The sequence below is a fragment of the Pseudomonas sp. SA233 genome, from assembly GCF_054792385.1.
Genome location: NZ_CP096449.1, coordinates 124,759 through 150,497 on the forward strand (window position 1 = coordinate 124,759; position 25,739 = coordinate 150,497).

The window sequence follows — 25,739 nt, forward strand, 5'->3', positions numbered from 1 at the left end:
TGATTCAAAAGGCTGGCATGCAGGCTGCAATTACTTATTCAGGTTTGAACAAGAATTACAGCAGGAGGAGCCGGCATGAACTGCCAATCCGTCAACCGCTTGCAGAGCGCCGCACTGCCCCTGCGCCAGGTGTTGTCACTCAGCCTGGCGCTGGTACTGACTTTGGCCGCTGGCCTCTTCTATTACAGCTGGCAGACCGCACGCCTGGCCGAGCAAGTGGCGGCGCAGACCGCCCTGTTGACGCAGATTCAGGCAACCCGTGCCAACACCCTGGTCAAGGCCGCCGACCCGCTGCCAACCGGCCAGGCCGCTGCGTCACCGGCCACCTTGGAAAATATCGTACCCCAGGACCGCTGGGTGTTCTGACCGCCGGCTGAACCGATTCCGAAAAAGAAAGGAGAACCACCATGCTGAGTTGGGCTATCACTTTCCTCATCATCGCCATTGTCGCCGCCGTACTGGGCTTCGGTGGTATCGCGGGCGCTGCCACGGGTATCGCGAAGATTCTGTTCATTGTCTTCCTGGTGCTGTTCGTAGCCTCCTTCTTCTTTGGACGTGGACGAGGTTGAAGATGGGCAGGAAGCGTTGGACAGCCCTGGCTGCCGCCCTGTTACTGGGTGGCAGTGCAGCGGCGATGGCGGCCAATGACGGCCAGGTCCGGGTCGACCAGTTGCTCGGCTCGGACCCGGAGTACAGGGAAACCTGGCAGGACACGATCAAAGGCGAGGAACGCCTGCCTGACTGGGTGGTCAATCTGACCGGCAGTTCCCAGCAGCAGATGTCTGCCGTTACCGAGGACGGCGACAAGTACCTGGTCGGCCCGTTGTGCGAAGGCAAGGACAACTGCACCTACAAGCGCCTGATCGTGGCGTTCAGCTGGGACAAGGATGATGCCTACGGGATGCTCGTGGAGGTGCCCGAAGGTCTGCCGAACGACAAGTCGCCCACCCGCCACGCACAGTACCGCTGGCTGGGTGAGCCGGACGACGGCATGAAAGCGATGCTGCAGGAGCAGCTCAAGCGTGACCCGAACTGGTACTGAGCGTTTGTACCCGGTACGGATGAAAGGTCATGCACTGTCACGTAATAGAAGCTGAACCTTTCTATATTTCAGCCTTCTATGATGCGCCGCCCCGAGGAGGGGCTGCACATGACCAAGGGGCCGGGCTGTTCTGATTGTTGCAGGATCGGAGTGGCCTAGGGGTACAGGGAGTGCCTCCAGCAATGGGCCGGGTCAGGAACGGCGGAATCGGAAGTTTCAGGTCGGCGGTGCCATAGGGGCATCTGACCAGACCTGACTTCCGAGGAGCCATGTAGGAAACGTCTCTTCCTGCGCGATTTCTTCTTCGAGACACATTTTGTCTCGACCGCACATCAATTTTTTTCGATCAGCTCGGCGCTTGTTCAAGTGGCATTTCGGCCATTCGGATTGTCGAACAAGCCATCGCCCCTGTCCTTTTTACCCTGCCAAATCTGCCTAAATATGGCGGTTTGGTCTTGTTCGGGATTCCGAACGTTGGAAATCAAGCACTTGCGAACCTCCCGTTTTGGTCAGAAACGTTATGCATAAACGGCATGGGTCATGCGCTTCAGGCATTAGATTTCCCCCTTTGCCATCGCAATAGTTGCCGCCTTTTTCGCCGGCCGAGCGCCCCTGTCGCTCGCCTGCGGTGTCCTTACATGAAGTCGCCGGACGGAAGCAGCTGCTGCCCGTGACCTAGCCAACAGCTCTGTTACGCGCGTTTCCGTTGGGTGCCCATGACCACTAGAACAAAGGGTAAAGACATGAAGAAGGCAAAACTGAGCCTCGCCTGGCAGATCGTCATCGGTCTGGTCCTGGGTGTTGCAATCGGCGCTCTACTGAATCATTTCAGTGCAGAAAAGGCATGGTGGATCAGCAACGTCCTCCAGCCCGCTGGTGACATCTTCATTCGCCTGATCAAGATGATCGTCGTCCCGATCGTGATTTCGTCGCTGATCGTGGGTATCGCCGGGGTTGGCGACGCGAAGAAACTGGGCAGCATCGGCCTGAAGACCATCATCTACTTCGAAGTGGTGACCACCATCGCCATCGTCGTCGGCCTGGTGTTGGCCAACCTGTTCCACCCGGGCGCCGGCATCGACATGAGCACCCTGGGTACAGTGGACATCTCCAAGTACCAGGCTACCGCGGCCGAGGTGCAGCATGAGCATGCGTTCATCGAAACCCTGCTGAACCTGATCCCGTCGAACATCTTCGCAGCGCTGATGCGTGGCGAAATGCTGCCGATCATCTTCTTCTCGGTGATGTTCGGCCTGGGTCTGTCGAGCCTGCAGGCAGAGCTGCGCGACCCGCTGGTGCGTACTTTCCAGGCGGTTTCCGAGACCATGTTCAAGGTCACCCACATGATCATGAACTACGCCCCTATCGGCGTGTTCGCCCTGATCGCCGTGACCGTGGCCAACTTCGGGTTCAGCTCGCTGCTGCCGCTGGCCAAGCTGGTGGTACTGGTGTACTTCGCCATCGCCTTCTTCGCCTTCATGGTGCTGGGCCTGGTTGCCCGCCTGTTCGGCTTCTCGGTGATCAAGATCATGCGCATCATGAAAGATGAGCTGATTCTCGCCTACTCCACCTCCAGCTCGGAAACCGTGCTGCCGCGCGTGATCGAGAAGATGGAGAAGTACGGTGCTCCGAAGTCGATCTGCTCGTTCGTGGTACCGACCGGCTACTCGTTCAACCTCGACGGCTCGACCCTGTACCAGAGCATCGCGGCCATATTCATTGCCCAGCTGTACGGTATCGACCTGTCGTGGAGCCAGCAGCTGCTGCTGGTGCTGACCCTGATGGTCACCTCCAAGGGCATCGCTGGCGTACCGGGTGTTTCCTTCGTGGTGCTGCTGGCCACCCTGGGCAGCGTGGGTATCCCGCTGGAAGGCCTGGCCTTCATCGCCGGTGTCGACCGCATCATGGACATGGCCCGTACCGCCTTGAACGTTGTGGGCAACGCCCTGGCAGCCCTGGTCATCGCGCGCTGGGAAGGCATGTACGACGCCGCCAAGGGCGAGAAGTACTACGCCTCGCTGATGGCCGGCAAGCAGGAAGCGGCCATGGTTGGCGAAGCTGCCAAGCGCTGAGCCTGATGAGCTGAACAAGAAGCCCCGACCTGTCGGGGCTTTTTGTTGCCTGTGAGGATCACAGGCACCGGTACCGGCCCTATCGCCGGCAAGCCAGCTCCCACAGGTACCGCGCTGGTTTCCGGCCTTGTGATATCCCTGTGGGAGCTGGCTTGCCGGCGATGAGGCCGGTACAGACAACTTCCGCTATCATTCGGGCATTTTTCAGGGGGAACACACGGATGCTCAACGGCCTTTGGCTTGGCTTTTTCCTGGTGGCGGCAGTGTCCGCCCTGGCCCAATGGCTGGTAGGCGGCAACGCCGGCATCTTCGCGGCGATGGTCGAGAGCATCTTTGCCATGGCCAAGCTGTCGGTCGAGGTGATGGTGCTGCTGTTCGGCACGCTGACCCTGTGGCTGGGCTTTCTCAAGATCGCCGAGAAGGCTGGCATCGTCGAGTGGTTGGCCAAGGTGCTCGGCCCGCTGTTTGCCCGGCTGATGCCGGAAGTTCCGCCCGGCCACCCGGCCCTGGGCCTGATCACCATGAACTTCGCCGCCAACGGCCTGGGCCTGGACAACGCCGCCACGCCGATCGGCCTGAAGGCCATGCGCGCACTGCAGGAGCTGAACCCCAGTAGCACCACGGCGAGCAACGCGCAGATCCTGTTCCTGGTGCTCAACGCCTCGTCGCTGACGCTGCTGCCGGTGACCATCTTCATGTACCGGGCCCAGCAAGGTGCGGCGGACCCGACCATGGTGTTCCTGCCCATCCTGCTGGCCACCAGCGTCTCGACCCTGGTCGGCCTGCTGTCGGTGGCGGTGATGCAGCGCCTGCGCCTGTGGGACCCGGTAGTGCTCGCCTACCTGATCCCCGGTGCATTGCTGCTGGGCGGGTTCATGGCCTTTCTCGGCACCCTCTCGGCGGCCGCGCTGGCGAGCCTGTCGTCGATCCTGGGCAACCTCACGTTGTTTGGCGTGATCATCCTGTTCCTGGTGATCGGCGCCTTGAAGCGGGTGAAGGTGTATGAAGCCTTTGTCGAAGGCGCCAAGGAAGGCTTCGATGTGGCCAAGGGCCTGTTGCCTTACCTGGTGGCGATGCTGGTGGCGGTGGGTGTATTGCGGGCCTCAGGCGCCCTAGAGCTGGCTTTGGACGGTATTCGCCATGCGGTGACCTGGCTGGGCCTGGACACCCGCTTCGTCGAAGGCCTGCCCACGGCACTGGTCAAGCCGTTCTCCGGCAGTGCGGCGCGGGCGATGCTGATCGAGACCATGCAGACCCACGGTGTGGACAGTTTCCCGGCGCTGGTGGCGGCGACGATTCAGGGGAGTACCGAAACCACCTTCTACGTGCTGGCGGTTTACTTTGGTGCGGTGGGTATCCAGCGCGTGCGCCATGCCGTCGGTTGCGCATTGCTGGCGGAGTTGTCCGGTGTGATCGCGGCGATCTTCGTCTGCTACTGGTTCTTCGCCTGACCTTTTTGGGGCCGCTTTGCGGCCCATCGCCGGCAAGCCAGCTCCCACCTTGACCTCACAGACTTCAAGGCATGCGAAGTACCTGTGGGAGATTACCCAGCCCTTTTGGGCTGCGCTGTCGCGCAGAGAACAAATATCGCTCGTCTGACGCGGCCTTTGTAGGAGCAGCCTTGTGCTGCGAAGAGGCCGGTACAAGCGATAGAAAGGCTTTGTCAGTACCGGCCTCTTCGCAGCACAAGGCTGCTCCTACAGAACCTCGCCGAACCAATGAGTCATGTGTTGTTCTATGAGAGCTGGCTTGCCGGCGATGAGGCCCTGACAGGAGATAGAACCGGGCCTGATTCAACGGACTGATGGTGGTTGTGTACTACCCGCCTGCGCAATGGTCCAACTGACCACCTGCCCGGTCAGCTGGTCGCAGGCCTTCCCGAAGCCGGCAACCACCGCTGACACCTGCTTGTCGGCCAGCGGCTGGCGGATTTCGAAGCGTTTGCTGGCCAGAATGCGTTGGCTGCGGCCCTGGACCAGACGTGCGTCATAGCGGATCACCACCTCCACCGCCCCACCCGCGCGGTATTCGGTCTGGAACGCCTGCAGCTCGCCAGCCAGCTCGTAGTCGGCCTGCAGGTTGCTATCGTCGGCGCTAAGGCGCTGTACCTGGCCGTCACGCTGGAAACCGTCGAGCAGGCGGTTGCGCAGCAGCACCGGCACTGCGTCGCTCCAGCGCGCGCCCTTGTAGCTGCTGACCACATCGCCCTGGGGAATCACTGCAATCCGTGGCCCGGCCAGCACTTCGCTGGCCAGCGGCTTGTTCAGGCGCAATGACCAGTCCAGCGCCGGCGCCGTCCGGCCGGGCTGGTTCACCGGCAGACGGTACAGGTCGACGGGCTCGCTCTGCGGCAGGATCGAGCAGGCACTGGCCAGGCTCAGTGCGGCCGCCAGGGCCAGCAGGCGCAGCGACGGTTTCATGGTTGGAACTCCTTGTTGTTGTCGCGGCCGAGCAGGTAGCCGCTAGGGTCGGCCTCCAGTTGCCGGGAAATGCCTTTGAGTGCGTTTAGGGTTTCGCGTAGCTCGCGAATCGCCGGGGTCAGCTGGTTAAGGCCCTGGGCACCGTCGCCGATGGCTTCGCGGTTGTCCTCGAGCAGGCGGTTGATGGTGGCGGTGCTCTCGGCCAGTGACTGCATGGCCTGCTCGGCGCTGCCGATTGCCTGCTTGCCTTCGCTGCCCAGCAGGCCGTTGGCATTGCGCATCAGTGCCTGGGTTTCGGCCAGGGTGGCGCTGGCCTGCTTGCCCACCTGCACCAGTTGCTCGATGGCCTGGGTGATGCTGCCGTGCTGGCCAGCGAAGGCGCCGGTGGTCTTGTCGAGGTTGGACAGGGTGTTGCTGAGGTGGCCGATGTTGTCCTCGGAAAACATCTGGTTGGCGTTATGCAGCAGCAGGTTGATGTTGGTCACCAGGTCGCTGCTGTCATTGAGCAGGCGCGAGATTGGCGAGGGCGATGCGATGATCACCGGCAGCTTGCCGTCCTTGCCTTTCAACTCGGGGCTTTGCGGGGTGCCCCCGCTGAGCTGGATGAACGAGTTGCCGGTCACGCCGGCCAGGGTCAGCTTGGCCTGGGTGTCTTCCTTCACCGGGGTGTCGGCGCTCAGGCGCACCCGTGCCAGTACCCGGCGCGGGTCTTTCGGGTCCAGGCGCAGGGTGGACACATCGCCAACCTTGATGCCGTTGTACTGCACCGGGCTGCCGCGGGACAGGCCGGAGACGGCTTCGTTGAACACCACTTCGTAGTCCTTGAAGGCGTCGTCGACACTCGACTTGGCCAGCCACAGGCCGAACAGCATGGCGCCGGCCACCACCAGGACGGTGACCAGGCCGATAAGAACGTGATGGGCTCGGGTTTCCATTGCTCAGCGCTCCTGCCTGGCACGGGTGGCGGCCTGCTCGGCTGCGCGCCCGCGTGGGCCATGAAAGTATTCTTGAATCCAGGCGTCGTCGGTCTGCTCGACCTCGGCCAGCGGGCCGGCCACCAGGACCTTCTTCTGCGACAGCACGGCGATGCGGTCGGTAATGGTGTACAAGGTGTCGAGGTCGTGGGTGATGAGGAAAACCGACAGGCCCAGGGCGTCACGCAGGGTCAGGATCAACTGGTCGAAGGCGGCGGCGCCGATCGGGTCCAGGCCGGCGGTGGGTTCGTCGAGAAACAGGATGTCAGGGTCCAGTGCCAGTGCCCGGGCCAGCGCGGCGCGCTTGATCATGCCCCCGGACAGCGAGGCGGGGTATTTGTCGGCGGCCGAGATTGGCAGCCCGGCCAGGGCCAGTTTCACCCCGGCCAGGTGCTCGGCATCGGCGCGGGACAGCCCGGCGTGCTCGATCAGCGGCAATGCCACGTTTTCGGTGACAGTCAGCGAAGAGAACAGCGCGCCCTTCTGAAACAGCACGCCGAAGCGCCGCTCGACCAGTGAGCGCTGCTCTTCGCGCAGGCCGGACAGGTCCTGGCCGAACACCTTGATCTGCCCTTCGTTGGGCCGCCGCAGGCCAATAATGCTGCGTAACAGCACCGACTTGCCGCTGCCCGAGCCGCCGACCACGGCGAGTATCTCGCCGCGATACAGGTCGAGGTCGAGGTTTTCGTGCACGCTCTGACGGCCGAAGCGGTTACAGATGCCGCGGGCCTCGATCACACGTTCCTGGCCACTCACCAGCCCATCTCCATGAAGAACAGCGCAGCCACCGCATCCAGAACGATGACCACGAATATCGACTGCACGACCGCCGAGGTGGTGTGCGCGCCCACCGATTCGGCGCTGCCGCTGACCTTGAAGCCTTCCAGGCAGCCGATCGCGGCGATCAGGAAGGCGAAGAACGGTGCCTTTGCCAGGCCGACCAGGAAGTGCTGCACGCCGATGTCGCTTTGCAGCAGCGACAGGAACATGGCTGGCGAGATGTCCAGTGTCAGCGCGCACACCACCGCGCCGCCGACGATGCCGCAGATCATCGCGAGGAAGGTCAGCAAGGGCAGCGAAATCAACAGCGCCAGTACGCGCGGCACCACCAGCATCTCCATGGGGTTCAGGCCCAGGGTGCGGATGGCGTCGATTTCCTCGTTGGCCTTCATCGAGCCGATCTGCGCGGTGAACGCGCTGGCGGTGCGGCCGGCCATGAGGATGGCGGTCAGCAGCACGGCGAACTCTCGCAGGAACGAGAATGCCACCAGGTCGACGGTGAAGATGGTGGCGCCGAAATCGGCTAGCACTGTGGCGCCGAGGAAGGCCACCACCGCGCCCACCAGGAAGGTCAGCAGGGCGACGATGGGCGCGGCGTCCAGACCGGTCTGTTCGATGTGCGCCACGACCGGGGTAAAGCGCCAGCGATGGGGTTGCAGGGCACGGCGCAGCAGGGTTTCGAGGATCAGGCCAACGAAACCGAGCACTTGCATGGTGTCTTGCCACAAGGTACCGACGGCGCAGCCGATGCGTTCCAGCAGCAACAGCAGCACGTTACGCTCTGGCTCCTTGACCGGGATGCAGTAGTCCTGCACCGAGCAATAGACGTTCTTGAGCAGGGCGCGGCTGGCTTCGGGCAGGCCATGGGTGCAGCGCGACAGGCGTTCGGAGCCGAGCAGTTCGGCCAGCAGCGAGGCACCGGCAGTATCCAGGCGTCCCAGTTGGCTGAGGTCGGCGACGGTATCGGCAGCATATTGCGCCCGCAGGCGCTCGCTCTCACGCTTGAGGCTGGCGTAGTGCGCCAGGGTCCAGTCACCGGTAATGCGCAGGCAGGCCGGTTGGCTACTGGTGTCCAGGGTGGCGCTGGGGGTGGTCATCGGCTCCATGCTACTGACTCGGCGCTAAGGCTTAGGGCCTGATCATAGCGCAGCGGGCATGGGCTGTTTGGTGATTATGTGCTGTCTTCACTGACCTTGAGGGCCGCAAAGCGGCCCCCTTTCACTCACCCTGCGGGTGCGTCATCGACCACCTTGAAGCGCAGCACACCGATGACCTGCCCATCCTCTGTCAGTACCCTCACCTGCCACTTGCCCACCGGGTTCGGCGGGAAGTTCTGCTTGTGGGTCCAGGCCCGGTAGCCTTCCTTGCGCCCGCCATGGATGTCCAGGGCAATGCGATCAACTTCCTGGCCGTCCTTTTGCCACACGTGATAGATCCGCTCGTTCAGGCCGCGTGGCGCGTTGATCGCGGTGTAGGCGTACAGGCCGCTGCTACGGATGCGGCTGGCGGCAATTTCGTGCAGCGAATCGCCCGGCTGGCGGTTCAGCACTTCGGTACTGACCGCCACTTCGGTCATCCACAAGGTTGCTGGTGGCACCCAGGAGCGCAGAAGCCAGCCCCCGCCGCCAACCGACAGGGTGACCAGCACCAGGGCCACGGCACGGCGCCAGTTGTTGATCGGGAAGCTGCTGGCAAGGCTGGGAAACGACAGGGCCATGGCTGCGATCAGGGCCAGCTTGAAGCTTTGCGCGGTGGTCAGGTGCAGGATGATCGGCAGCGCGGTCAGCAGGGCGGCGAACAGGGTCAGGGTATGTAGCGCCAGGAACAGCCAGCGCCTCGGTGCCAGCCACTTGTAGTACAGCGGATCGATGATCGAAATCAGCCCGGCGGCACCAAGCAGGCCGGTGAACACCAACTGGCCGCTGTTCCAGGTGGTGGTGATGAAGAAGAACGGCAGTACGAAGAACAGCGATTCCTGGTGGATCATCTGTGTCGCATAGCGCAGCAATGGCTGCGGTATTTCGCGGTTGAAGGTGCGCGCGAACAGGCCGGTGAGGGTGTTTTCCAGCATCAGCCAGAGCCAGCTGACCAGCATGAGCACAGCTACCCAGCTGGCAAGGCCAGCCTGGCGGTCGACCAGGATAAAACTGCCGATGCCGGAGAGAAAACCGCCGAGCGCGATGATGCCGGGGTAGCGTTTGAGCAGTTCGATGATGCGCTGGACGATGTGGGGGATTTGGGGCATTGGGGGCTACAACAGAAAGGATATGGTGGCTGTGCCGGCTTCTTCGCGGGTGAACCCGCTCCCACAGGGACCGCGTTGCGATACCCGCGAAGGGGCCGGTACTGGCAAAAGGATACCGCCTATTCACCGCTAGCGTGTAGCACCGCTCGGTTTTTCCGGACCGTGCCGACGCCAGCGCAACAGCCCCGCTGCCAGGATCAGCCCCGATAGCAAGGCAACCAGCCCATAGAGTTCATCATAGCCAAGCAACGGCTTTTCGATACGCACATAGCCATCTTCCTTGAGCAGTTCCTTCAGCGCCTCGTTGGCCTGCGCCAGGCTGACCTGCCGCAGCTTGCGCACCGGGTTGGCGAAGCGTCCGTCGCTATAGTCGTTCAGCGCGCCCCAATAGTAGTCGGCCAAGGCACTGTTGCCCTGGGTGCTCCAGCTTTCCTTGGCGACGCTGGCGTACTTGATGCGCTCGAAGGTGTCCGGGTCGAGGCCTTCCTTGCGCAGGTGATCGAACAATTTCTGCATCACCTCGACCGCTTGGTCGATGTCCTCGCGCTCCAGGTCGGCATTGAGGCTTAGCAGGCCGGTGTCGCCGAAGCTCTCGCGTTGTGCCGAAGGGCCGTAGGACAACCCGTTGCGCAAGCGCAGCTGGTCATACAGCGCCCAATCCAGATAGTGCGACAGCAGGTCGAGGGTGGCCTGATGGTCGTTGTCCAGCACCGGCTCGACGAACAGCCAGTGCAGCTTGACGCTGTCGCCCAGCCAGCCGCGGGTCAGGTCGCGGCGCTGTTCAGCTTGCTGGCCGATGCTTTCCAGGGTGCGGCGCTCCTCTGGCTCGGTGGCGGGCAATTCGCCAAAGGTGCGCTCCAGGTAGGCCGGCAGCAGGCGGTCGAGGCCGCCGACCACGATCAGGGTCATGTTGTTGGCCGCGTACCAGCGGTCACGCAAGGTGTTCACCTGCTCCAGGGTCATGTCGTCGAGGTTGGAGCGCTCCGGGCATTTCAGGCCTAGCTCGGTGGCCAACTGGTCGCTGGCGGGGTGGCCGATGTCCTGGCGGTCGAGCCAGCGCTGCAGGTGGCCATAATGGCCGCCATCTTCACGCTCGATGATGCGCTTGGCAGTGGCCAGGGCCTTGGCATCTATGCGGGTTTCGTGGATCACCGCCAGTAGCAGGTCGAGGACTTTGCGCTGGTTGCGCGCCGGGGCTTCGATGACGAAGGTGGTGTCGGCGCTGCTGGTGTAGGCGTTCCACTCGCCGCCCAACGATTGCAGCCGCTCTTCCAGGCCACCCTCGCCGGTTGCGTCGATGCCGCTGAACAGCAGGTGCTCGAGCAGGTGCGGCAGCTCTTTCTGCTCGCAATTGAAGTCATCCAGGCCGACGCCGACCACCAGGCGAATCGCTACATGGTCACGTTCATAGCCGTTTTTCAGGATCACCTGCAGGCCGTTGGGCAACAGGTAACCTTCAACCCGCGAGCGGTCAAGGGCGAATGAGGGCAGGCTGCAGATCAGCAGGCAAACGAACATCAGGCAACGCATGGGCGAGCTTGGGTCCTCAGGTAGGCGAAATCACGGCAGTCGGGCTTCGTCCGGCACGCTGTCGAGCATCAGCCCGCCCGTGTCCGAGCCGCCCAGTACCACATAGGCACTGCTACAGAACAAAGAGTTCAACCGTTTCATGTCGGCGATCAGCTCCAAGTGTAGCGAACTGGTCTCGATACTTTGCACTACCTTGCGCTGCAGGCGGCTGACATGGGCGTGCGCAAGGCGCCGTTCCTGGGCGCGAAATCGGCGTTTTTCCCGCAGCAGCAGACGGGCGCTTTCCGGGTCGGCACTGAGAAACACCGACAAACCCAGGCGCAGGTTGGCCAGCAGCTGTTCCTGCAAGCCGGTGAGTTCTTCCAGGCCCACCTGGGAGAACTCCCGGCGCTGGCTGGTTTTCTGCTGCTGGACCTTGCGCAGCATACGCTCGATCAGGTCGCAGGCCAGCTTGAGGTTGATCGCCAGTTCGATGATTTCTGCCCAGCGGCGGTTGTCCTGTTCGCTGAGGCCTTCACGTGAAATCTGCGCCAAGTACAGCTTGATCGCGCTGTACAAGGCTTCGGCGTCCTCGCCCAAGGCGCGGACCTGCTGCGGCAAGGCGGCCTGGGTACCGCGTAGGGCTCCGAGCATGGCTTCGAGCAGGCTGTCGACGATATCGCCCAGGCGCAGGGTTTCGCGGGAGGCGTTGGCCAGTGCCAGGCTGGGGGTTTCCAGCGCCGAGGTGTCGAGATGGCGAGGGCGAATCTGGCCGTTGCCGTTTTCCCGTTCGGGCAGCAGGCTGTTGCACAGCCGGCCCATGGGTTTGACCGTGGGCAGCATGATCAGGCAACGCAGCGTGTTGTAGAGCAGGTGGAAGCCGATGACCAGCTCCTGTGGGCTGAAGCTCAGTGAGTCCATCCAACCCACCAGCGGGTGCAGCACTGGGATGATCAGCAGCAAGCCGATCAGCTTGTACAGCAGGCTGCCCAGGGCCACACGGCGGCCAGCGGCGTTCTGCATGCTGGTGCTGATGAAGGCCAGCAATCCGCTGCCGATATTGGCGCCCACCACCAGGCCGATGGCCACCGGCAGGCTGATCACTTCGGCGCCGGCCAGTGTCGCGGTGAGCAGCACGGCGGCCAGGCTGGAATAGGAAATCATGGCGAACAGTGCGCCGACCAAGGCGTCGAGCATGATGTCGCCGGTGAGCGAAGCGAACAGCACCTTTACGCCCTGGGCGTGGGTAATCGGTGTAGCTGCCTGCACGATCAGCTCCAGTGCCAGGATGATCAGGCCAAGCCCGATGCCTACTCTGCCCAGCTGGCCCGCCCGCGTCTGCTTGCGCGAGAGGAAGAAGATCACACCCAGGAAGATCAGCAGCGGCGACAGCCAGGACAGGTCCAGGGTCAGCACCCGGGCCATCAGCGCGGTACCCACGTCGGCGCCGAGCATGATTGCCAAGGCCGGGGTCATGGCCATCAGGCCTTGGCCGACGAACGAGGTGACCAACATGGCTGTGGCGTTGCTGCTTTGCACCAGGGCTGTGACCAGAATGCCTGCGACGAACGCGAGCGGGCGTTTGCTCATGTTCTGGCTGATGATGCGCCGCAGGCTCGAGCCGAATACCCGGAGTATGCCGGTACGCACGATGTGGGTGCCCCAGACCAGAAGCGTAACGGCCGAGAGCAGGTTGAGCAGGGTCAGCATGGCGACGGCCCCCTGTTGCATTGGCCCAGAGGGCCAAGAGACGAAGCGTGAGCATTTGAAGAATTTTCAGTGCTCACTCAAAGCTTTAGTTGTTCTGCGGAGCTGTCGCCAGCTTCGCATGGCTGTCATTTGTTTGAAATATGGCGGAAATGAAAAAAGGGCCCGAAGGGCCCTTTGTCCTGCACTTCCTGATCTTATTGACCCGGAATGTCCTTGCGCAGTTTCACTGGCTCGTGCTCTTTGCCGTTCTTGCGGGCCAAGGCAGTTCGCATGCGGATGTTGATGGCTTCCACCGCCAGCGAGAACGCCATGGCGAAGTAGACATAGCCTTTAGGTACATGTACGTCGAAAGATTCGGCGATCAGCACGGTACCGACCACGATCAGGAACGAAAGTGCGAGCATCTTCAACGACGGATGTTTGTCGATGAAATCGCTGATGGTGCCAGCGCACAGCATCATCACCAGCACGGCGACGATGATCGCGGCGATCATCACTGGTACGTGGGACACCATGCCCACCGCAGTGATCACCGAGTCCAGCGAGAACACGATGTCGATGATGGCGATCTGGATGATGGTGTAGAAGAACTTGCCACCCGCGCCTTTCGGTTCTTCCGGGTTTTCGTCCTCGCCTTCCAGGCCGTGATAGATCTCTTGCGAGCTTTTCCACAGCAGGAACAGGCCACCAAAGAACAGGATCAGGTCCCGCCCGGAGATGCCCTGGCCCAGGACCACGAACAGGTCGGCGGTAAGGCGCATGACCCAGGTGATCGACAGCAGCAGCATGATACGAGTGACCATGGCCAGGGCCAGCCCGAAGATCCGGGTGCGCGGCTGCATGTGCTTGGGCATGCGGCTGACCAGAATCGAGATCATGATGATGTTATCGATACCGAGGACGATCTCAAGCGCGGTAAGGGTAAAAAAGGCAACCCAGATTTCCGGGCTGGTCAGCCATTCCATGTGTCTTCCTTCGAACGGTAAAGGCGACGCGCCCGGATCCGGGCGCGTCGCGTTAGGGAAATACGTGTTTATTAAAGACTACTGAACAGCGGGAAAATCCCCATCAGCAGCGCGGCGAGCATTATGCACAGGCACACCAGCACTGCCCACTTCAAGGTGAAGCGCTGATGATCGCCGAACTCGATCCCGGCCAGGGCCACCAGCAGGTAGGTGGAGGGTACCAGGGGGCTTAGCAGGTGTACCGGCTGCCCGACGATCGACGCACGGGCCATTTCCACCGGGCTGATGCCGTAGTGGCTGGCAGCTTCGGCCAGCACCGGTAGCACGCCATAGTAGAATGCGTCGTTGGACATGAAGAAGGTGAACGGCATGCTCACGATCGCGGTTATCACCGCGAGGTATGGGCCCAACGCCTCGGGGATGACCGACAGCAGGCTCTTGGACATGGCGTCGACCATGCCGGTGCCCGACAGGATGCCGGTGAAGATGCCGGCTGCAAAGATCAGCCCGGTGACCGCCAGCACGCTGCCGGCGTGGGCGGCGATGCGGTCTTTCTGCTGCTGCAGGCACGGGTAGTTGACGATCATGGCGATGCTGAAGGCGATCATGAACAGCACGGGCAGCGGCAACACGCCGGCAACCAGCGCGACCATCAGGGCAGCGGTCAGGGCACCGTTGAAGTACAGCAATTTTGGCCGGCGCGCGTCCGGGTACTGCGAAACGGTAATTTGGCTGTGGTCGATGTCGTCGGTGGGCAGGTGCAACTCGCCCAGGCGGGCACGTTCACGCTTGCCGTACATGTAGGCGATGGCCAGGATTGCCAGCACGCCGAACAGCATGGCCGGGATCATCGGCACGAAGATGTCCGACGGGTCCACGTGCAGGGCGCTGGCGGCGCGGGCGGTCGGGCCACCCCAGGGGGTCATGTTCATTACCCCGCCGGCGAGAATGATCAGGCCGGCCATGATCCGCGGGCTCATGCCCAGGCGGCTGTACATTGGCAGCATGGCGGCGCAGCAGATCATGTAGGTGGTGGCGCCGTCACCGTCGAGCGAGACCACCAGGGCCAGTACCGCGGTGCCGACGGACACTTTCAGCGGATCGCCCTTGACCAGCTTGAGGATCTTGCGCACGGCCGGGTCGAACAGGCCGGAATCGATCATCAGGGCGAAATAGAGGATGGCGAACATCAGCATCACGCCGGTAGGTGCGAGCTTGCTGATGCCCTCGAGCATCATCGGGCCGATCTTGGCGGAAAAACCGCCGAACAGGGCGAACAGGATCGGTACCAGGATCAGCGCGATCAAGGCCGACAGGCGCTTGGTCATGATCAGGTACATGAAGGTGATGACCATGGCAAAGCCGAGGAAGGTCAGCATGGCAATACTCCAGGCGTGGCGCGGCGAAAGGAACGTCGATTCGGGCGGATCAGCGCGCTTGGCGCTGTGCAGGGAGCATGCGGAGGGGGGCTACGGAAAGTCGGGCACAGGAATACATCAGAATCACCATTGTTGTTGTTGATTGGGCCGGGCGCGGTGGTTACCGGGTGCCCTGGCTGACCGGTCTTGTGCCGGTAGTGGGGGCTATCCTATGAGGGCAAGCTTTCAGCCAGCTTTCGCCGAAGCTAAGGCGACGAGAGGTAGGTGATGCAGGATGTGACCGAGGGTGGCTGCCATTGTGGCGCCTTGCGTTATCGGTTGGAGGGCGACCTGATGGACATTGCCCATTGCCATTGTTCGATCTGCCGGCGGGTCAGTGGCGGGCTGGTGGTGACCTGGCTTACCCTGCCCCGCTCGGGGTTCCGGTGGCTGGCGGGCGAGCCGAACTGCTATGTGGCGCCGGCCAGTTGCAGCCGGTACTTCTGTGGGCATTGCGGGGCGCATGTGGCGTTGGTGACTACACATAGCCCGGAGACGGTGGATGTGACGGTGGCGACGCTGGACCACCCGGAACGGGTCAGGGCCAACCGGCATATCTGGGTGGGTAGCCGGTTGCCTTGGTTGCATCTGGATGAGGATTTGCCTTCGGAGGCGGAGGAGAACCTGTAGGCCTTGTGCTGTCTGTGCCAGCCCTTTCGCGGGTAAACCCGCTCCTACAGGGACGGCGCAGATCTCAGGTGTTGTACAGATCCTGTGGGAGCGGGCATGCCCGCGAAGAGGCCGGCACAGTGGACGTTACAATTGCAGGCCACCGGCGGCCTTGTGCAGCGCCCGCAGATGTTCGCCCACCTGCTTCACATTGGCTTCCACCGCCGCAATTTCCTTGGCCCGCGAAGGCTCCAGCAGCGCCCTCACCTCTTTGTCCAGGCTTGTGCTCAAGCGCAGCAACTGCGCTTGCCGCTCACTGCTGACCTGTTCCAGATGCTTGCGCTCCTGCGGCTGCGGCAGCCCGTAGCCCTTGCTGTCGAGCAACTCTGCCGGGCGGCTGAGGAAGCCACTGTTGGCAAGCATCTGTCTGAGGGTCGCATCGGCCTTGCTGACGCTGCCATCCTTCAGCGCGGCGGCGTTCAGGTAACGCTGCTTGACCTCGTCCTGGGCCAGCAGCAGTTGCCGGCGTAAACTGGCCTGTTCAAGCAGCAGCAAGGCGGCGCTGGTACGCAGGTCGGCCTGGGCGAACCAGGCCCGCCGTTGCTCGGCGTCCAGGGCCAGCCAGTCCTCAACCTTGCCCTGCTTGATTGGCAACTGCTTCTTCAACACCTCGAACATGGCCTGGTAACGGTCACGGTAGGAGTCGAAGCGATAACCCAGGCGCAACGCTTCGCGGGGGTCGTCGAGCACGCTGGTGTCGGCAAGTCCCCTGCCCTTGAGCACAGCCAGCAAGCCATTGGGCATGATGCTGTCGAGGTCGTTCAGGCGCGGGTTGGCGGTGCCGCTGCGCAGCAGCTTCAATGACTCTACTGCGCAATTGTTGGACAGGAACCAGTAGTTGCCATCGTAGCTCCAGTGCATTTCGGCGGCCTGACGCACCAGGTTCTCGATCTCGTCGCGGTCGAGCCGCAAGGGCACCGAGGCCAGGCTGCGCAGTTCGGTCTTGGTGTACTCGTCGATCACCTGGCCCAGCGGCAGCACGAACAGGCGCGAGGGGTAGGCACCGACCAGGCCGTCCCAGCTGGAAAGTTGCACATCGTTGACGAAGGCACGGTACGACAGCACCAGGCTCTGGTCGAGGTCCAGGCGGCAGTCCGGCCCGCGTGGGCGGCCCGGCTTGCAGATCACCAGGCGCAGCATGCTGTGGCCCCAGCGGCTGACCAGGTTCTGGTTGGCTTCGGCCAGCAGGTAGTCCACCTCATAGACCCGCTCGGGGTCGATTTCGCCCAGCGGCTGGCGGGCGAAGTCGCTGCCGGCATTGATGAACGGCAGGCCCTTGGCGCAGTTGTCCTGCTGCGGTGCCCAGCCGAAGTGTTCGCGCAGGTACTGGTTCAGCGCCGGACGGCGGCAGCCGTAGCTCGGGTCGAGGAGGAAGTACTCCATATTGACCGCGATGTACTCCTTGGGGCTGCTCAGTTCATAGCTGTCGGGGCTGCGCACGAACTGGCCGTTGTGCTGCTCGCGCTCGCCGCGTCGGCCCACGTACTGCTGCCAGCCGGCCAGGTCGAGGAGGCGCGGGTCGTCGCTGAGGGTGAAGCGGCGCTCGGCCTGGCCACGGCATGCTTCGGGCAGGCCGACCTTGCCCAACGTACCTTGCTGGCGCTTGCAACGGGCGATCAGCGCGTTCTCGGCGCTGGGCCACAGCCGGGCACGGTCATAGATATGAGTGAGTTCGTGCAGCACGGTGGCCAGCAGTTCTTCTCGCACCGTGCCATGCGGGCGGTTGGTGCGTTCGGTGGCCGCACTGCCATCGGTGAGGCTGGGAAGCAGGCGGCGATTGAGTTCGAGGGTAGATACCAGCGATGCCTGGCCATAGGCGTCGGCAGGCATGTCGTCGCTCCAGCTGACACGCACGCGGCGGTTCAGCTGTTGCTTGAAGCTGGGGGGCAGCTTGCCCATGGCTTCGTCGAGCAGAGCCTGAGTGGCCAGGGCCTGCTGTGAGTCAAGGCCGGACGCCTGCAGCTCGAGCTGCAGGTCGGCCAGGGCGGGCGTGCCGAGCAGCGTCAGGGCGCAGCCGAGCAGCCAGGCGCGCACGCGGTTCACAGCGCGAGGATGGCTTCAGCCAGTACCTGGTCGCTGGCGTCACGCGCTTGCGGCACGCGCTCGCGCAGGGTGTTGAAGGCGGCCTCGAGCTGGGCGCCGCGGATGTCACCGTTGCTGGCGACAAAGCTGGCGGCGTCGTCATGGGCTTCGCGCACCACTTTGGAATCGCGGATCGAGGTGGTGGTGTCAGAGGTGAAATCGATCGAACGGCCAAAGGCCCGCACGATGATATTGCTGGTGGCCACCAGGGTCTGTGCCTGGGCCAGGTCGGCCAGCAGCAGCATGCCGAGGGTAGCGGCAATCAGCGGTTTACGCATGGAGCATCTCCGAAAAATACAGGGAGTCAGATTTAATTATTGGACGAGAATTGCTCGCGCCAGTTCCAGATCGCCGACGGTATGCCGTGTGCAATTGTGGCGTAATGATTCCAGTGCTGCCTCCAGCCGTGCACCGCGGATCTGGCCGTCGCTGGCGACGAAGGCAGCGGCATCGTCCTGGGCCTGGCGGACCAGTTTGCGGTCGAACGGTGCGCTGGTGACCTGGCTGGTGACATAGCCGGTGATGACCAGGCTTTGCGTAGTGGTATCCATGGCATGGGCGCTGGCCATGCCAATAACGGAGAACAGCAACGGCAACAGATAACGCATGGGCTCTACAACAGCTGGAAACGTGGGCGGCAATGGTGAGTACGGCTGTGCTGGTGGTGACCAGCACAGCTGAATGGCTCAGCCGGGGTCAGAGCGCCAGGATGGCCTGCGCCAGTTGCGCGTCGCTGGCCTGCAGGGTTGGCATCTGCGAGCGGATGTGCAGGAAAGCGCTTTCCAGCTTGGCTCCGCGGATGTCGCCCTGGCTGCCAACGAAGCTGGCGGCGTCGTCACGGGCGGCCTGGACGATCTTGTCGTCACGGAACGAGGAGGAAATATCGGAAGTGGCATCGGTGGACGCGGCCACTGCGCCAACGACGGCGTCGGTGGTTACAACGAAGCTGGTGGCGTTTGCGGTGCCGGCCAGGCTCAGCATCAGGGCGGCGCCAATCAGGTATTTACGGGACATGATCGTGGACTCCTGGACTAGGGTCGGGTGGTTCTGCTTTATCGGACGCTCGCACAGCTCGTCGCGGTACTTTTCAACAGTGCGTTCTACCAGACTGTTACGCCAAGCGTATCACGCGCCGGTGTTTCTGGATGTTAATGAACAGCGCACCAATAAACTGTTCTGGTCTGATTTATGGTTTTTAAAACTGTACAGGCTCGCTTGGAAAAGGCTCTGGCATGCCGCCTGCAAACAAAAAACCCGTCGCAGTCACCTGCAACGGGTTTCGGGAATTCGCGGTGCCGGCCGAAGCCGGCAAGCCGGAGCTTAGCGCCAGAATGGCTTGCTCAGCTCTTCGTAACGCTGCGACTCGCTGATACCGGCGTCGGCCAGCAGGCGGGCGTCCAGGCGAGCCAGTTGACGGCGGCTGGCCATGCGGCGCTGCCACAGCAGCAAGGTGGACAGAGCGCGCAGCGGCAGCGAAGCGTTGGATTGTTGGGCGTTGCTTTCAAAAACCAGACCGGAACTGAGGGTACGTTCCATGATGTTTCATCCTTCCGCTTATGGCGGGATTAGGTAGTGATTTAACTGATGCCAATGATCCTCCTCTGTCGTCCATAACAGTAGATACAGTTCAGTTGAAAGACGATGGTCCAGTTAACTGTGTAACCCTACTGTTGCACTCGAAACTGGCGTAACTGTACTGGTCTGCCCTTATTTGGTGCATTTTCATTAAACCAAAGGTATTTGTCTGCCAGGAAGGCGTGAAATTACCAGTACAGTAGTACAGATTAGCTGAGTAGCGGCGGCCAGGTATCTTGATAGACGGGTTGGACTGTTATGGCCCATTCGCTGGCAAGCATGCGAAGAAGCCGGAACAGCGGGAGCAGGGCCGCTGTTCCGTACCACATCTGTATCAGCTAGCCAGCATGCGCCCGGTTTCTTCCAGGTTCTCGTGCCAACTCAGGGCTTCACGCAGGATGTGCGGGGTATGGCCGCCACGCTGGCAGGCGCGATCGAAGTAGTCGCTCAGTGCTGCGCGGTAGTCCGGGTGCACACAGTTGTCGATGATCGCCCTGGCGCGCTCGCGTGGCGCCAGGCCGCGCAGGTCGGCCAAGCCTTGCTCGGTGACCAGGATGTCCACATCATGCTCGGTATGGTCGACATGGCTGACCATCGGCACCACGCTGGAAATCGCCCCACCCTTGGCAATCGACTTGGTGACGAACACGGCCAGATGGGCGTTACGGGCGAAGTCACCCGAGCCGCCGATGCCGTTCATCATCTTGGTACCGCACACGTGTGTGGAATTGACGTTGCCGTAGATATCGAACTCAAGCGCGGTGTTGATACCGATGATGCCCAGGCGACGGACCACCTCCGGGTGGTTGGAGATTTCTTGTGGGCGCAGTACCAGCTTGTCCTTGTAACGCTCCAGGTTGCCGAACACGTCGGCGTTGCGGCGGGTCGACAAGGTGATCGAGCTGCCGGAGGCGAAGCTCAGCTTGCCGGCGTCGATCAGGTCGAAGGTGGAGTCCTGCAGTACTTCGGAGTACATGGTCAGGTCTTCGAACGGCGACTCGATCAGGCCGCACATCACTGCGTTGGCAATGCTGCCGATACCGGCCTGCAGCGGGCCAAGCTTGTTGGTCATGCGGCCGGCCTCGACTTCTTTCTTGAAGAAGTTGATCAGGTGGTCGGCGATGCCCTGGGTTTCGTCATCCGGCGGCAATACGGTGGACGGCGAGTCCGGCTGGTCGCTGATGACGATGCCGACGATCTTGGCCGGGTCGATGGGGATGGCGGTGCTGCCGATACGGTCGTCGACCTTGACCAGCGGGATTGGCGTGCGGGTCGGGCGGTAGGTCGGGATATAGATGTCGTGCAGGCCTTCGAGGTTGGTGTTGTGCGAGAGGTTGATCTCGACAATCACCTGCTTGGCGAAGATCGCGAAGCTGGCCGAGTTGCCCACCGAGGTAGTTGGCACGATATGGCCTTGCTCGGTGATGGCCACGGCTTCGATGACCGCGATGTCCGGCAGCTTCAGCTGCTGGTTGCGCAGCTGCTCGACGGTTTCCGACAGGTGCTGGTCGATGAACATCACCTGGCCGTCGTTGATGGCCTTGCGCAGGGTGCTGTCGACCTGGAACGGCATGCGGCGAGCCAGCACGCCGGCCTCGGTCAGTTGCTTGTCCAGGTCGTTGCCCAGGCTGGCGCCGGTCATCAGGCTGATTTTCAGTGGCGACTGCTTGGCACGTTCGGCCAGTGCATGTGGTACGGCCTTGGCTTCGCCGGCGCGGGTGAAACCGCTCATGCCGACGGTCATGCCGTCCTCGATCAGACCAGCGGCATCAGCCGCACTCATTACCTTGCTGTGCAGGGAGGACAAGCGGATACGATCACGGTACATGGATTGTTATCTCGGGCTACTGAAACTACTGCAGCGCAGTCTAGAGACTTCGCCCCTTGCCGTCCCACGACCATGGTCGTATGAGAAGCCTTGGAATAGAGCCGTTGATCCGGATCAATAAAAGAAAAGCCCCGGCAGATTCTGACCGGGGCTTCCTTTATATCAACTGGTTTGCAGCGGGCGTTGTCACTCCACCGCCTTGACCATGTCTTCGATGACTTTCTTGGCGTCGCCGAACACCATCATGGTCTTGTCGAGGTAGAACAGTTCGTTGTCCAGGCCGGCATAGCCGCTGGCCATGGAGCGCTTGTTGACGATGATGGTCTTGGCCTTGAACGCTTCGAGGATCGGCATGCCGGCGATCGGCGACTTGGGGTCGTTCTTCGCCGCAGGGTTGACCACGTCGTTGGCGCCCAGCACCAGCACCACATCGGCCTGGCCGAACTCGGCGTTGATGTCTTCCATCTCGAACACTTGGTCGTACGGCACTTCGGCCTCCGCCAGCAGCACGTTCATGTGCCCGGGCATACGGCCGGCCACCGGGTGGATCGCGTACTTCACGGTCACACCGTTGTGGCTCAGCTTCTCGGTCAGTTCCTTGAGCGCGTGCTGGGCGCGAGCCACCGCCAGGCCGTAGCCAGGGACGATGATCACGCTGTCGGCGTTGCTGAGCAGGAAGGTGGCATCGTCGGCAGAGCCGGACTTCACCGGGCGCTGCTCTTTGGAGCCTTGCGCCGCGCCGGCATCGGCATCACCACCGAAGCCACCGAGGATGACGTTGAAGAACGAACGGTTCATCGCCTTGCACATGATGTACGAAAGGATGGCACCGGACGAGCCGACCAGAGAGCCTGCGATGATCAGCATCGAGTTGTTCAGCGAGAAGCCGATACCTGCCGCTGCCCAGCCCGAATAGCTGTTAAGCATCGACACCACCACCGGCATGTCGGCGCCCCCGATCGGAATAATGATCAGCACGCCCATGATGAAGGCCAATACCAGCATCAGGGTGAAGGCACTGTAGTGGCCAGTGAAGGTGAACAGCAGGCCCAGGGCGATGGTGGTCAGGCCGAGGATCAGGTTCAGCTTGTGCTGGCCGGTGAACTGTACCGGTGCGCCCTGGAACAGGCGGAACTTGTACTTGCCCGACAGCTTGCCGAAGGCGATCACCGAGCCGGAGAAGGTAATGGCACCAATGGCTGCGCCGAGGAACAGCTCCAGACGGTTGCCGGTGGGGATCGGGTCGCTCATGGCGGCAACGATGCCCATCGATTGCGGTTCCAGCACCGCGGCAATGGCGATGAACACCGCTGCCAGGCCGATCATGCTGTGCATGAAGGCGACCAGTTCCGGCATTTTGGTCATCTCGACGCGCTTGGCCATGATCGAACCGGCGGTGCCGCCGACCAGCAAGCCAACGAGGACGTAGCCGATGCCGGCGGTGGCAAGCTCGGCCCCGAGCTTATAAATGAGGCCGACCGTAGTGACGATGGCGATACCCATGCCGATCATGCCGAACAGGTTGCCGCGCCGCGAGGTGGTCGGGTGCGACAGGCCCTTGAGCGCCTGGATGAAGCACACCGAAGCGACGAGGTAGAGGAGCGTTACCAGATTCATGCTCATGCTTACTTCTGCGCCTCGTTCTTGGTTTTCTTCTTGAACATCTCAAGCATGCGACGGGTGACCAGGAAGCCACCGAACACGTTGACTGCGGCCAGGGCCACTGCCAGGGTGCCCATCAGCTTGCCGGCCGGGGTCACCGTCAGGGCGGCGGCCAGCATGGCGCCGACGATGACGATTGCAGAGATGGCGTTGGTCACGGCCATCAGCGGAGTGTGCAGTGCCGGGGTGACGTTCCACACCACGTGGTAGCCCACATAGATGGCCAGCACGAAGATGATCAGGTTGTAGATGCCATGGGAAATCAGCATGTCTTCCATTGTCGTGCTCCTTAGCCGTTCTTGCGGACGACCTGACCATCACGGCACATCAAGCAGGCCGCGACGATGTCGTCTTCGAGGTTGATGACCAGCGCGCCGTCCTTGTCGAACAGCAGCTTCATGAAGTCCAGCAGGTTGCGTGCATACAGTGCCGAGGCATCGGCGCCCACTTGGGCCGGCAGGTTGGTCGGGCCAACGATGATCACGCCGTTCTCCTGTACCACCTGGTCGGCGACAGTCAGTGGGCAGTTGCCGCCTTGGGCTGCTGCGAGGTCGATGACCACCGAGCCGGGCTTCATCTGCGCGACGGTTTCGGCGCTGAGCAGGGTCGGCGCCTTGCGCCCCGGGATCAGCGCAGTGGTAATGACGATATCCGCCTGCTTGGCGCGCTCGTGCACGGCCTGGGCCTGGCGTTGCATCCAGCTTGCCGGCATCGGCCGGGCATAACCGCCGACACCTTCGGCGCATTCGCGCTCTTCATCGGTTTCGTAGGGTACGTCGATGAACTTGGCGCCCAGCGACTCGATCTGCTCCTTCACGGCCGGGCGTACGTCGGATGCCTCGATCACCGCGCCCAGGCGCTTGGCCGTGGCAATGGCCTGCAGGCCGGCAACGCCCGCGCCCAGGATCAGCACGCGCGCGGCCTTGACGGTACCGGCGGCGGTCATGAGCATGGGCATGAAGCGTGGGTAGTGATGGGCAGCCAGCAACACCGCCTTGTAACCGGCGATGTTGGCCTGCGACGACAGCACGTCCAGGCTCTGCGCCCGCGAGGTGCGCGGCGCGGCTTCCAGGGCGAACGCGGTAATGCCGCGCTCGGCCATCTTGCCGATCAGCTCGCTGTTGAAGGGGTTGAGCATGCCCACCAGGAGGCTGCCACTGTTGATCAGGGCCAGTTCCTGGTCGTTGGGGGCGACCACTTTGAGCACCAATTGGGCGCCGTAGGCATCGGCTGCACTCCCCAGGGAAGCACCCACGGCCTCATAGGCACTGTCCGGAATGCTGGCATTGAGCCCTGCCCCCCGTTGGACGGTGACCTGATGGCCCTGGCCAATCAGTTTCTTGATGGTTTCCGGGGTCGCAGCGACCCTTGTCTCACCGGTCTGCGTCTCGAGAGGAACACCAATGTGCACGACTATTTCTCCTGCGGTGACCTTTTGTCTTTTTAAAAGCCAGCGCACTTCGGATGGTGCGCTGGGGCGGCTGTGGAGCGCCGACCCGCCGAATCCCGGGCGGGCGAAGCATTTTGCAGACGAAGCCAGAGGCCTTCAACCGGTTCTGGAGCGAAACGAAGTCAAAACTACAAGTCACCCTGTGACCGTATGTCGCAACGGCCAGGCTGCAGCCTGTCAAACATAGGCTATTGGCAGATTAGGAGAAAAAAACAAAAAATTTGCGGTTGATTCGCTTACGGCTTGGTGAATGTCGCAAAATAACCCGCGAAGCCGCGCCGTAAGCAGGGTTAAAGCGGATTTTTGCTACTGCATAACAGTTTATGTATATGCGACAAATACATATATCTGTAGGTGTTAAAAATAATTGACTACGAAGTCAATTTATCATGACTGCTCACGTCTTGGCCGTGTACGCCTGGGCCTGGCTTACCAGCCAGTCACGAAAGGCGCGTAGCGAAGCCGACTCCACTTTGCGCTCCGGAATCATCAGATAGTAGGCCTTGTCACTACTCAGGGCATGCCTGTTAGCGACCACCAACCTACCCTCCTCCAACTCGCGCTGGATCAGGAACGGTGGAATCAGGGCGATGCCCATCTCATGCATGGCCGCCTGGGCGAGCATCGAGAATAGTTCATAGCGCGGGCCTGTCATGTCGCGTTCCACATTCATGCCGACGCTGCCGAACCATTGCCGCCAGGCATAGGGGCGCGTGCTCTGCTGCAGCAACGGCAGTTGGGCAATACGCTGAGCGTCGAGTGAGCCCTGCCCGTCCAGCAGCGACGGGCTGCACACCGGTACCGGGTTTTCCCCCATCAGCCGGTGCGACTGGGTGCCGGACCAGTCGGCATCGCCGAAGTAGATAGCGGCATCGAAGGTGGTGTCGGCAAACAGGAATGGCCGGGTGCGGTTGGTGAGGTTTACCGTGACCTCCGGGTGGCGCTGCTGGAAGTCCTTGAGCCGCGGTAGCAGCCATTGGGTGCCGAAGGTGGGCACCACGGCCAGCTCGATCACGTTGGCGCCCTGCTGGCGCATTACCGACAAGGTGTCGCGCTCTACCGCGTCCAGTTGGGCAGCCACCTGGCGGCTGTAGGAAAGGCCGGCTTCGGTCAGCTTCACGCCGCGGCGCGAGCGGCGGAACAGTTCCACATTGAGGAAGGCTTCCAGGCCGCCTATCTGCCGACAGACGGCACCTTGGGTCAGGGCGAGTTCTTGGGCGGCCTTGGTAAAGCTCTCGTTGCGCGCCGCCGCCTCGAAGCAAACCAGGGCGGCGGTACTGGGGATCTTGCGGCGCATGTACGTCAACCTCACTCGTAAGGCTGTCAATATGGCGTTTT

General features: G+C 62.2%; 25 protein-coding genes. 6 read left to right on the forward strand and 19 right to left on the reverse strand.

From position 1 onward, the window contains the following. The first annotated feature begins 75 nt into the window (after window positions 1-75). The 5 genes from M1D87_RS00610 to M1D87_RS00630 all read left to right on the forward strand — a co-directional run bounded on the left by M1D87_RS00610 (window position 76) and on the right by M1D87_RS00630 (window position 4,565). Window positions 76-366 (forward strand): hypothetical protein, encoded by a 291-nt coding sequence (locus M1D87_RS00610; protein WP_039612421.1) that lies wholly within the window; start codon window positions 76-78, stop codon window positions 364-366. Window positions 367-407: 41 nt separating this feature from the next. Beyond that, window positions 408-569: a DUF1328 domain-containing protein gene (locus tag M1D87_RS00615; RefSeq protein WP_003252966.1), complete on the forward strand. Its 162-nt coding sequence runs from the start codon at window positions 408-410 to the stop codon at window positions 567-569. A gap of 2 nt (window positions 570-571) precedes the next feature. Next, window positions 572-1,042: an inhibitor of vertebrate lysozyme family protein gene (locus M1D87_RS00620; protein WP_003256983.1), complete on the forward strand. Its 471-nt coding sequence runs from the start codon at window positions 572-574 to the stop codon at window positions 1,040-1,042. 743 nt (window positions 1,043-1,785) lie between these two features. Beyond that, window positions 1,786-3,114 carry a glutamate/aspartate:proton symporter GltP gene (gene gltP, locus M1D87_RS00625; protein WP_003256981.1) on the forward strand — a complete coding sequence of 443 codons (1,329 nt, stop codon included), beginning with the start codon at window positions 1,786-1,788 and terminating at the stop codon, window positions 3,112-3,114. A 221-nt stretch (window positions 3,115-3,335) separates the two neighbouring features. Further along, complete coding sequence (locus M1D87_RS00630) at window positions 3,336-4,565, forward strand: nucleoside recognition domain-containing protein (protein ID WP_085619011.1); 1,230 nt, start codon at window positions 3,336-3,338, stop codon at window positions 4,563-4,565. Window positions 4,566-4,907: 342 nt separating this feature from the next. On the opposite strand, the gene M1D87_RS00635 is transcribed toward M1D87_RS00630, so the two are convergent. From M1D87_RS00635 to M1D87_RS00675, 9 genes are all read right to left on the reverse strand, one after another. Further along, window positions 4,908-5,534 carry an ABC-type transport auxiliary lipoprotein family protein gene (locus M1D87_RS00635; protein WP_123085454.1) on the reverse strand — a complete coding sequence of 209 codons (627 nt, stop codon included), beginning with the start codon at window positions 5,532-5,534 and terminating at the stop codon, window positions 4,908-4,910. Next, window positions 5,531-6,469 carry an MlaD family protein gene (locus M1D87_RS00640; RefSeq protein WP_046616914.1) on the reverse strand — a complete coding sequence of 313 codons (939 nt, stop codon included), beginning with the start codon at window positions 6,467-6,469 and terminating at the stop codon, window positions 5,531-5,533. The genes M1D87_RS00635 and M1D87_RS00640 overlap by 4 nt, the downstream gene beginning before the upstream one ends. 3 nt (window positions 6,470-6,472) lie before the next feature. Next, a complete protein-coding gene (locus M1D87_RS00645; protein WP_123085455.1) occupies window positions 6,473-7,264 on the reverse strand; it encodes an ABC transporter ATP-binding protein in 792 nt (263 codons plus the stop codon). Then, window positions 7,261-8,394, reverse strand: a complete 1,134-nt coding sequence (locus M1D87_RS00650; RefSeq protein ID WP_123085456.1) for an ABC transporter permease — start codon at window positions 8,392-8,394, stop codon at window positions 7,261-7,263. The genes M1D87_RS00645 and M1D87_RS00650 overlap by 4 nt, the downstream gene beginning before the upstream one ends. 116 nt (window positions 8,395-8,510) lie before the next feature. Beyond that, entirely contained in the window at window positions 8,511-9,533 is a 1,023-nt protein-coding gene (locus tag M1D87_RS00655; RefSeq protein WP_015268494.1) for a DUF5924 family protein, read from the reverse strand. Window positions 9,534-9,662: 129 nt separating this feature from the next. Further along, entirely contained in the window at window positions 9,663-11,063 is a 1,401-nt protein-coding gene (locus M1D87_RS00660; protein ID WP_015268495.1) for a M16 family metallopeptidase, read from the reverse strand. Between the two features lie 30 nt (window positions 11,064-11,093). Beyond that, the gene (locus M1D87_RS00665; RefSeq protein ID WP_023661571.1) at window positions 11,094-12,752 is read right to left on the reverse strand and encodes a Na/Pi cotransporter family protein; all 1,659 of its coding nucleotides are present in this window, start codon (window positions 12,750-12,752) and stop codon (window positions 11,094-11,096) included. Between the two features lie 194 nt (window positions 12,753-12,946). Continuing rightward, window positions 12,947-13,717, reverse strand: a complete 771-nt coding sequence (locus M1D87_RS00670; RefSeq protein ID WP_003256974.1) for a TerC family protein — start codon at window positions 13,715-13,717, stop codon at window positions 12,947-12,949. A 71-nt stretch (window positions 13,718-13,788) separates the two neighbouring features. After that, window positions 13,789-15,096 (reverse strand): CitMHS family transporter, encoded by a 1,308-nt coding sequence (locus M1D87_RS00675; protein ID WP_039612426.1) that lies wholly within the window; start codon window positions 15,094-15,096, stop codon window positions 13,789-13,791. A 267-nt stretch (window positions 15,097-15,363) separates the two neighbouring features. Between M1D87_RS00675 and M1D87_RS00680 the strand changes: the two genes are divergently transcribed. Then, a complete protein-coding gene (locus tag M1D87_RS00680) occupies window positions 15,364-15,765 on the forward strand; it encodes a GFA family protein (RefSeq protein ID WP_123085458.1) in 402 nt (133 codons plus the stop codon). Between the two features lie 126 nt (window positions 15,766-15,891). On the opposite strand, the gene M1D87_RS00685 is transcribed toward M1D87_RS00680, so the two are convergent. The 10 genes from M1D87_RS00685 to M1D87_RS00730 form a co-directional block, all read right to left on the reverse strand. After that, window positions 15,892-17,847: a DUF7844 domain-containing protein gene (locus M1D87_RS00685; protein ID WP_123085459.1), complete on the reverse strand. Its 1,956-nt coding sequence runs from the start codon at window positions 17,845-17,847 to the stop codon at window positions 15,892-15,894. After that, on the reverse strand, window positions 17,844-18,164 hold the full coding sequence (locus M1D87_RS00690) for a DUF2388 domain-containing protein (protein WP_003256970.1): 321 nt from the start codon (window positions 18,162-18,164) through the stop codon (window positions 17,844-17,846). Before M1D87_RS00690 ends, M1D87_RS00685 begins: the two co-directional genes overlap by 4 nt. A 36-nt stretch (window positions 18,165-18,200) precedes the next feature. After that, window positions 18,201-18,494: a DUF2388 domain-containing protein gene (locus M1D87_RS00695; protein ID WP_039612428.1), complete on the reverse strand. Its 294-nt coding sequence runs from the start codon at window positions 18,492-18,494 to the stop codon at window positions 18,201-18,203. 88 nt (window positions 18,495-18,582) lie between these two features. After that, window positions 18,583-18,900: a DUF2388 domain-containing protein gene (locus M1D87_RS00700; protein WP_015268503.1), complete on the reverse strand. Its 318-nt coding sequence runs from the start codon at window positions 18,898-18,900 to the stop codon at window positions 18,583-18,585. A gap of 306 nt (window positions 18,901-19,206) precedes the next feature. Next, on the reverse strand, window positions 19,207-19,422 hold the full coding sequence (locus M1D87_RS00705; protein ID WP_003256968.1) for a DUF1127 domain-containing protein: 216 nt from the start codon (window positions 19,420-19,422) through the stop codon (window positions 19,207-19,209). Window positions 19,423-19,795: 373 nt separating this feature from the next. Further along, window positions 19,796-21,289, reverse strand: coding sequence for an acetyl-CoA hydrolase/transferase family protein (locus M1D87_RS00710; RefSeq protein ID WP_003256967.1), 1,494 nt, complete (start codon window positions 21,287-21,289; stop codon window positions 19,796-19,798). Between the two features lie 186 nt (window positions 21,290-21,475). After that, the gene (locus M1D87_RS00715; RefSeq protein WP_123085461.1) at window positions 21,476-22,912 is read right to left on the reverse strand and encodes an NAD(P)(+) transhydrogenase (Re/Si-specific) subunit beta; all 1,437 of its coding nucleotides are present in this window, start codon (window positions 22,910-22,912) and stop codon (window positions 21,476-21,478) included. Window positions 22,913-22,914: 2 nt separating this feature from the next. Next, on the reverse strand, window positions 22,915-23,229 hold the full coding sequence (locus M1D87_RS00720) for an NAD(P) transhydrogenase subunit alpha part 2 (RefSeq protein WP_003256966.1): 315 nt from the start codon (window positions 23,227-23,229) through the stop codon (window positions 22,915-22,917). Between the two features lie 11 nt (window positions 23,230-23,240). Then, window positions 23,241-24,362 (reverse strand): Re/Si-specific NAD(P)(+) transhydrogenase subunit alpha, encoded by a 1,122-nt coding sequence (locus M1D87_RS00725; RefSeq protein WP_015268506.1) that lies wholly within the window; start codon window positions 24,360-24,362, stop codon window positions 23,241-23,243. A gap of 436 nt (window positions 24,363-24,798) precedes the next feature. Next, window positions 24,799-25,698, reverse strand: coding sequence for a LysR family transcriptional regulator (locus tag M1D87_RS00730; protein WP_023662930.1), 900 nt, complete (start codon window positions 25,696-25,698; stop codon window positions 24,799-24,801). Window positions 25,699-25,739 lie beyond the last annotated feature (41 nt).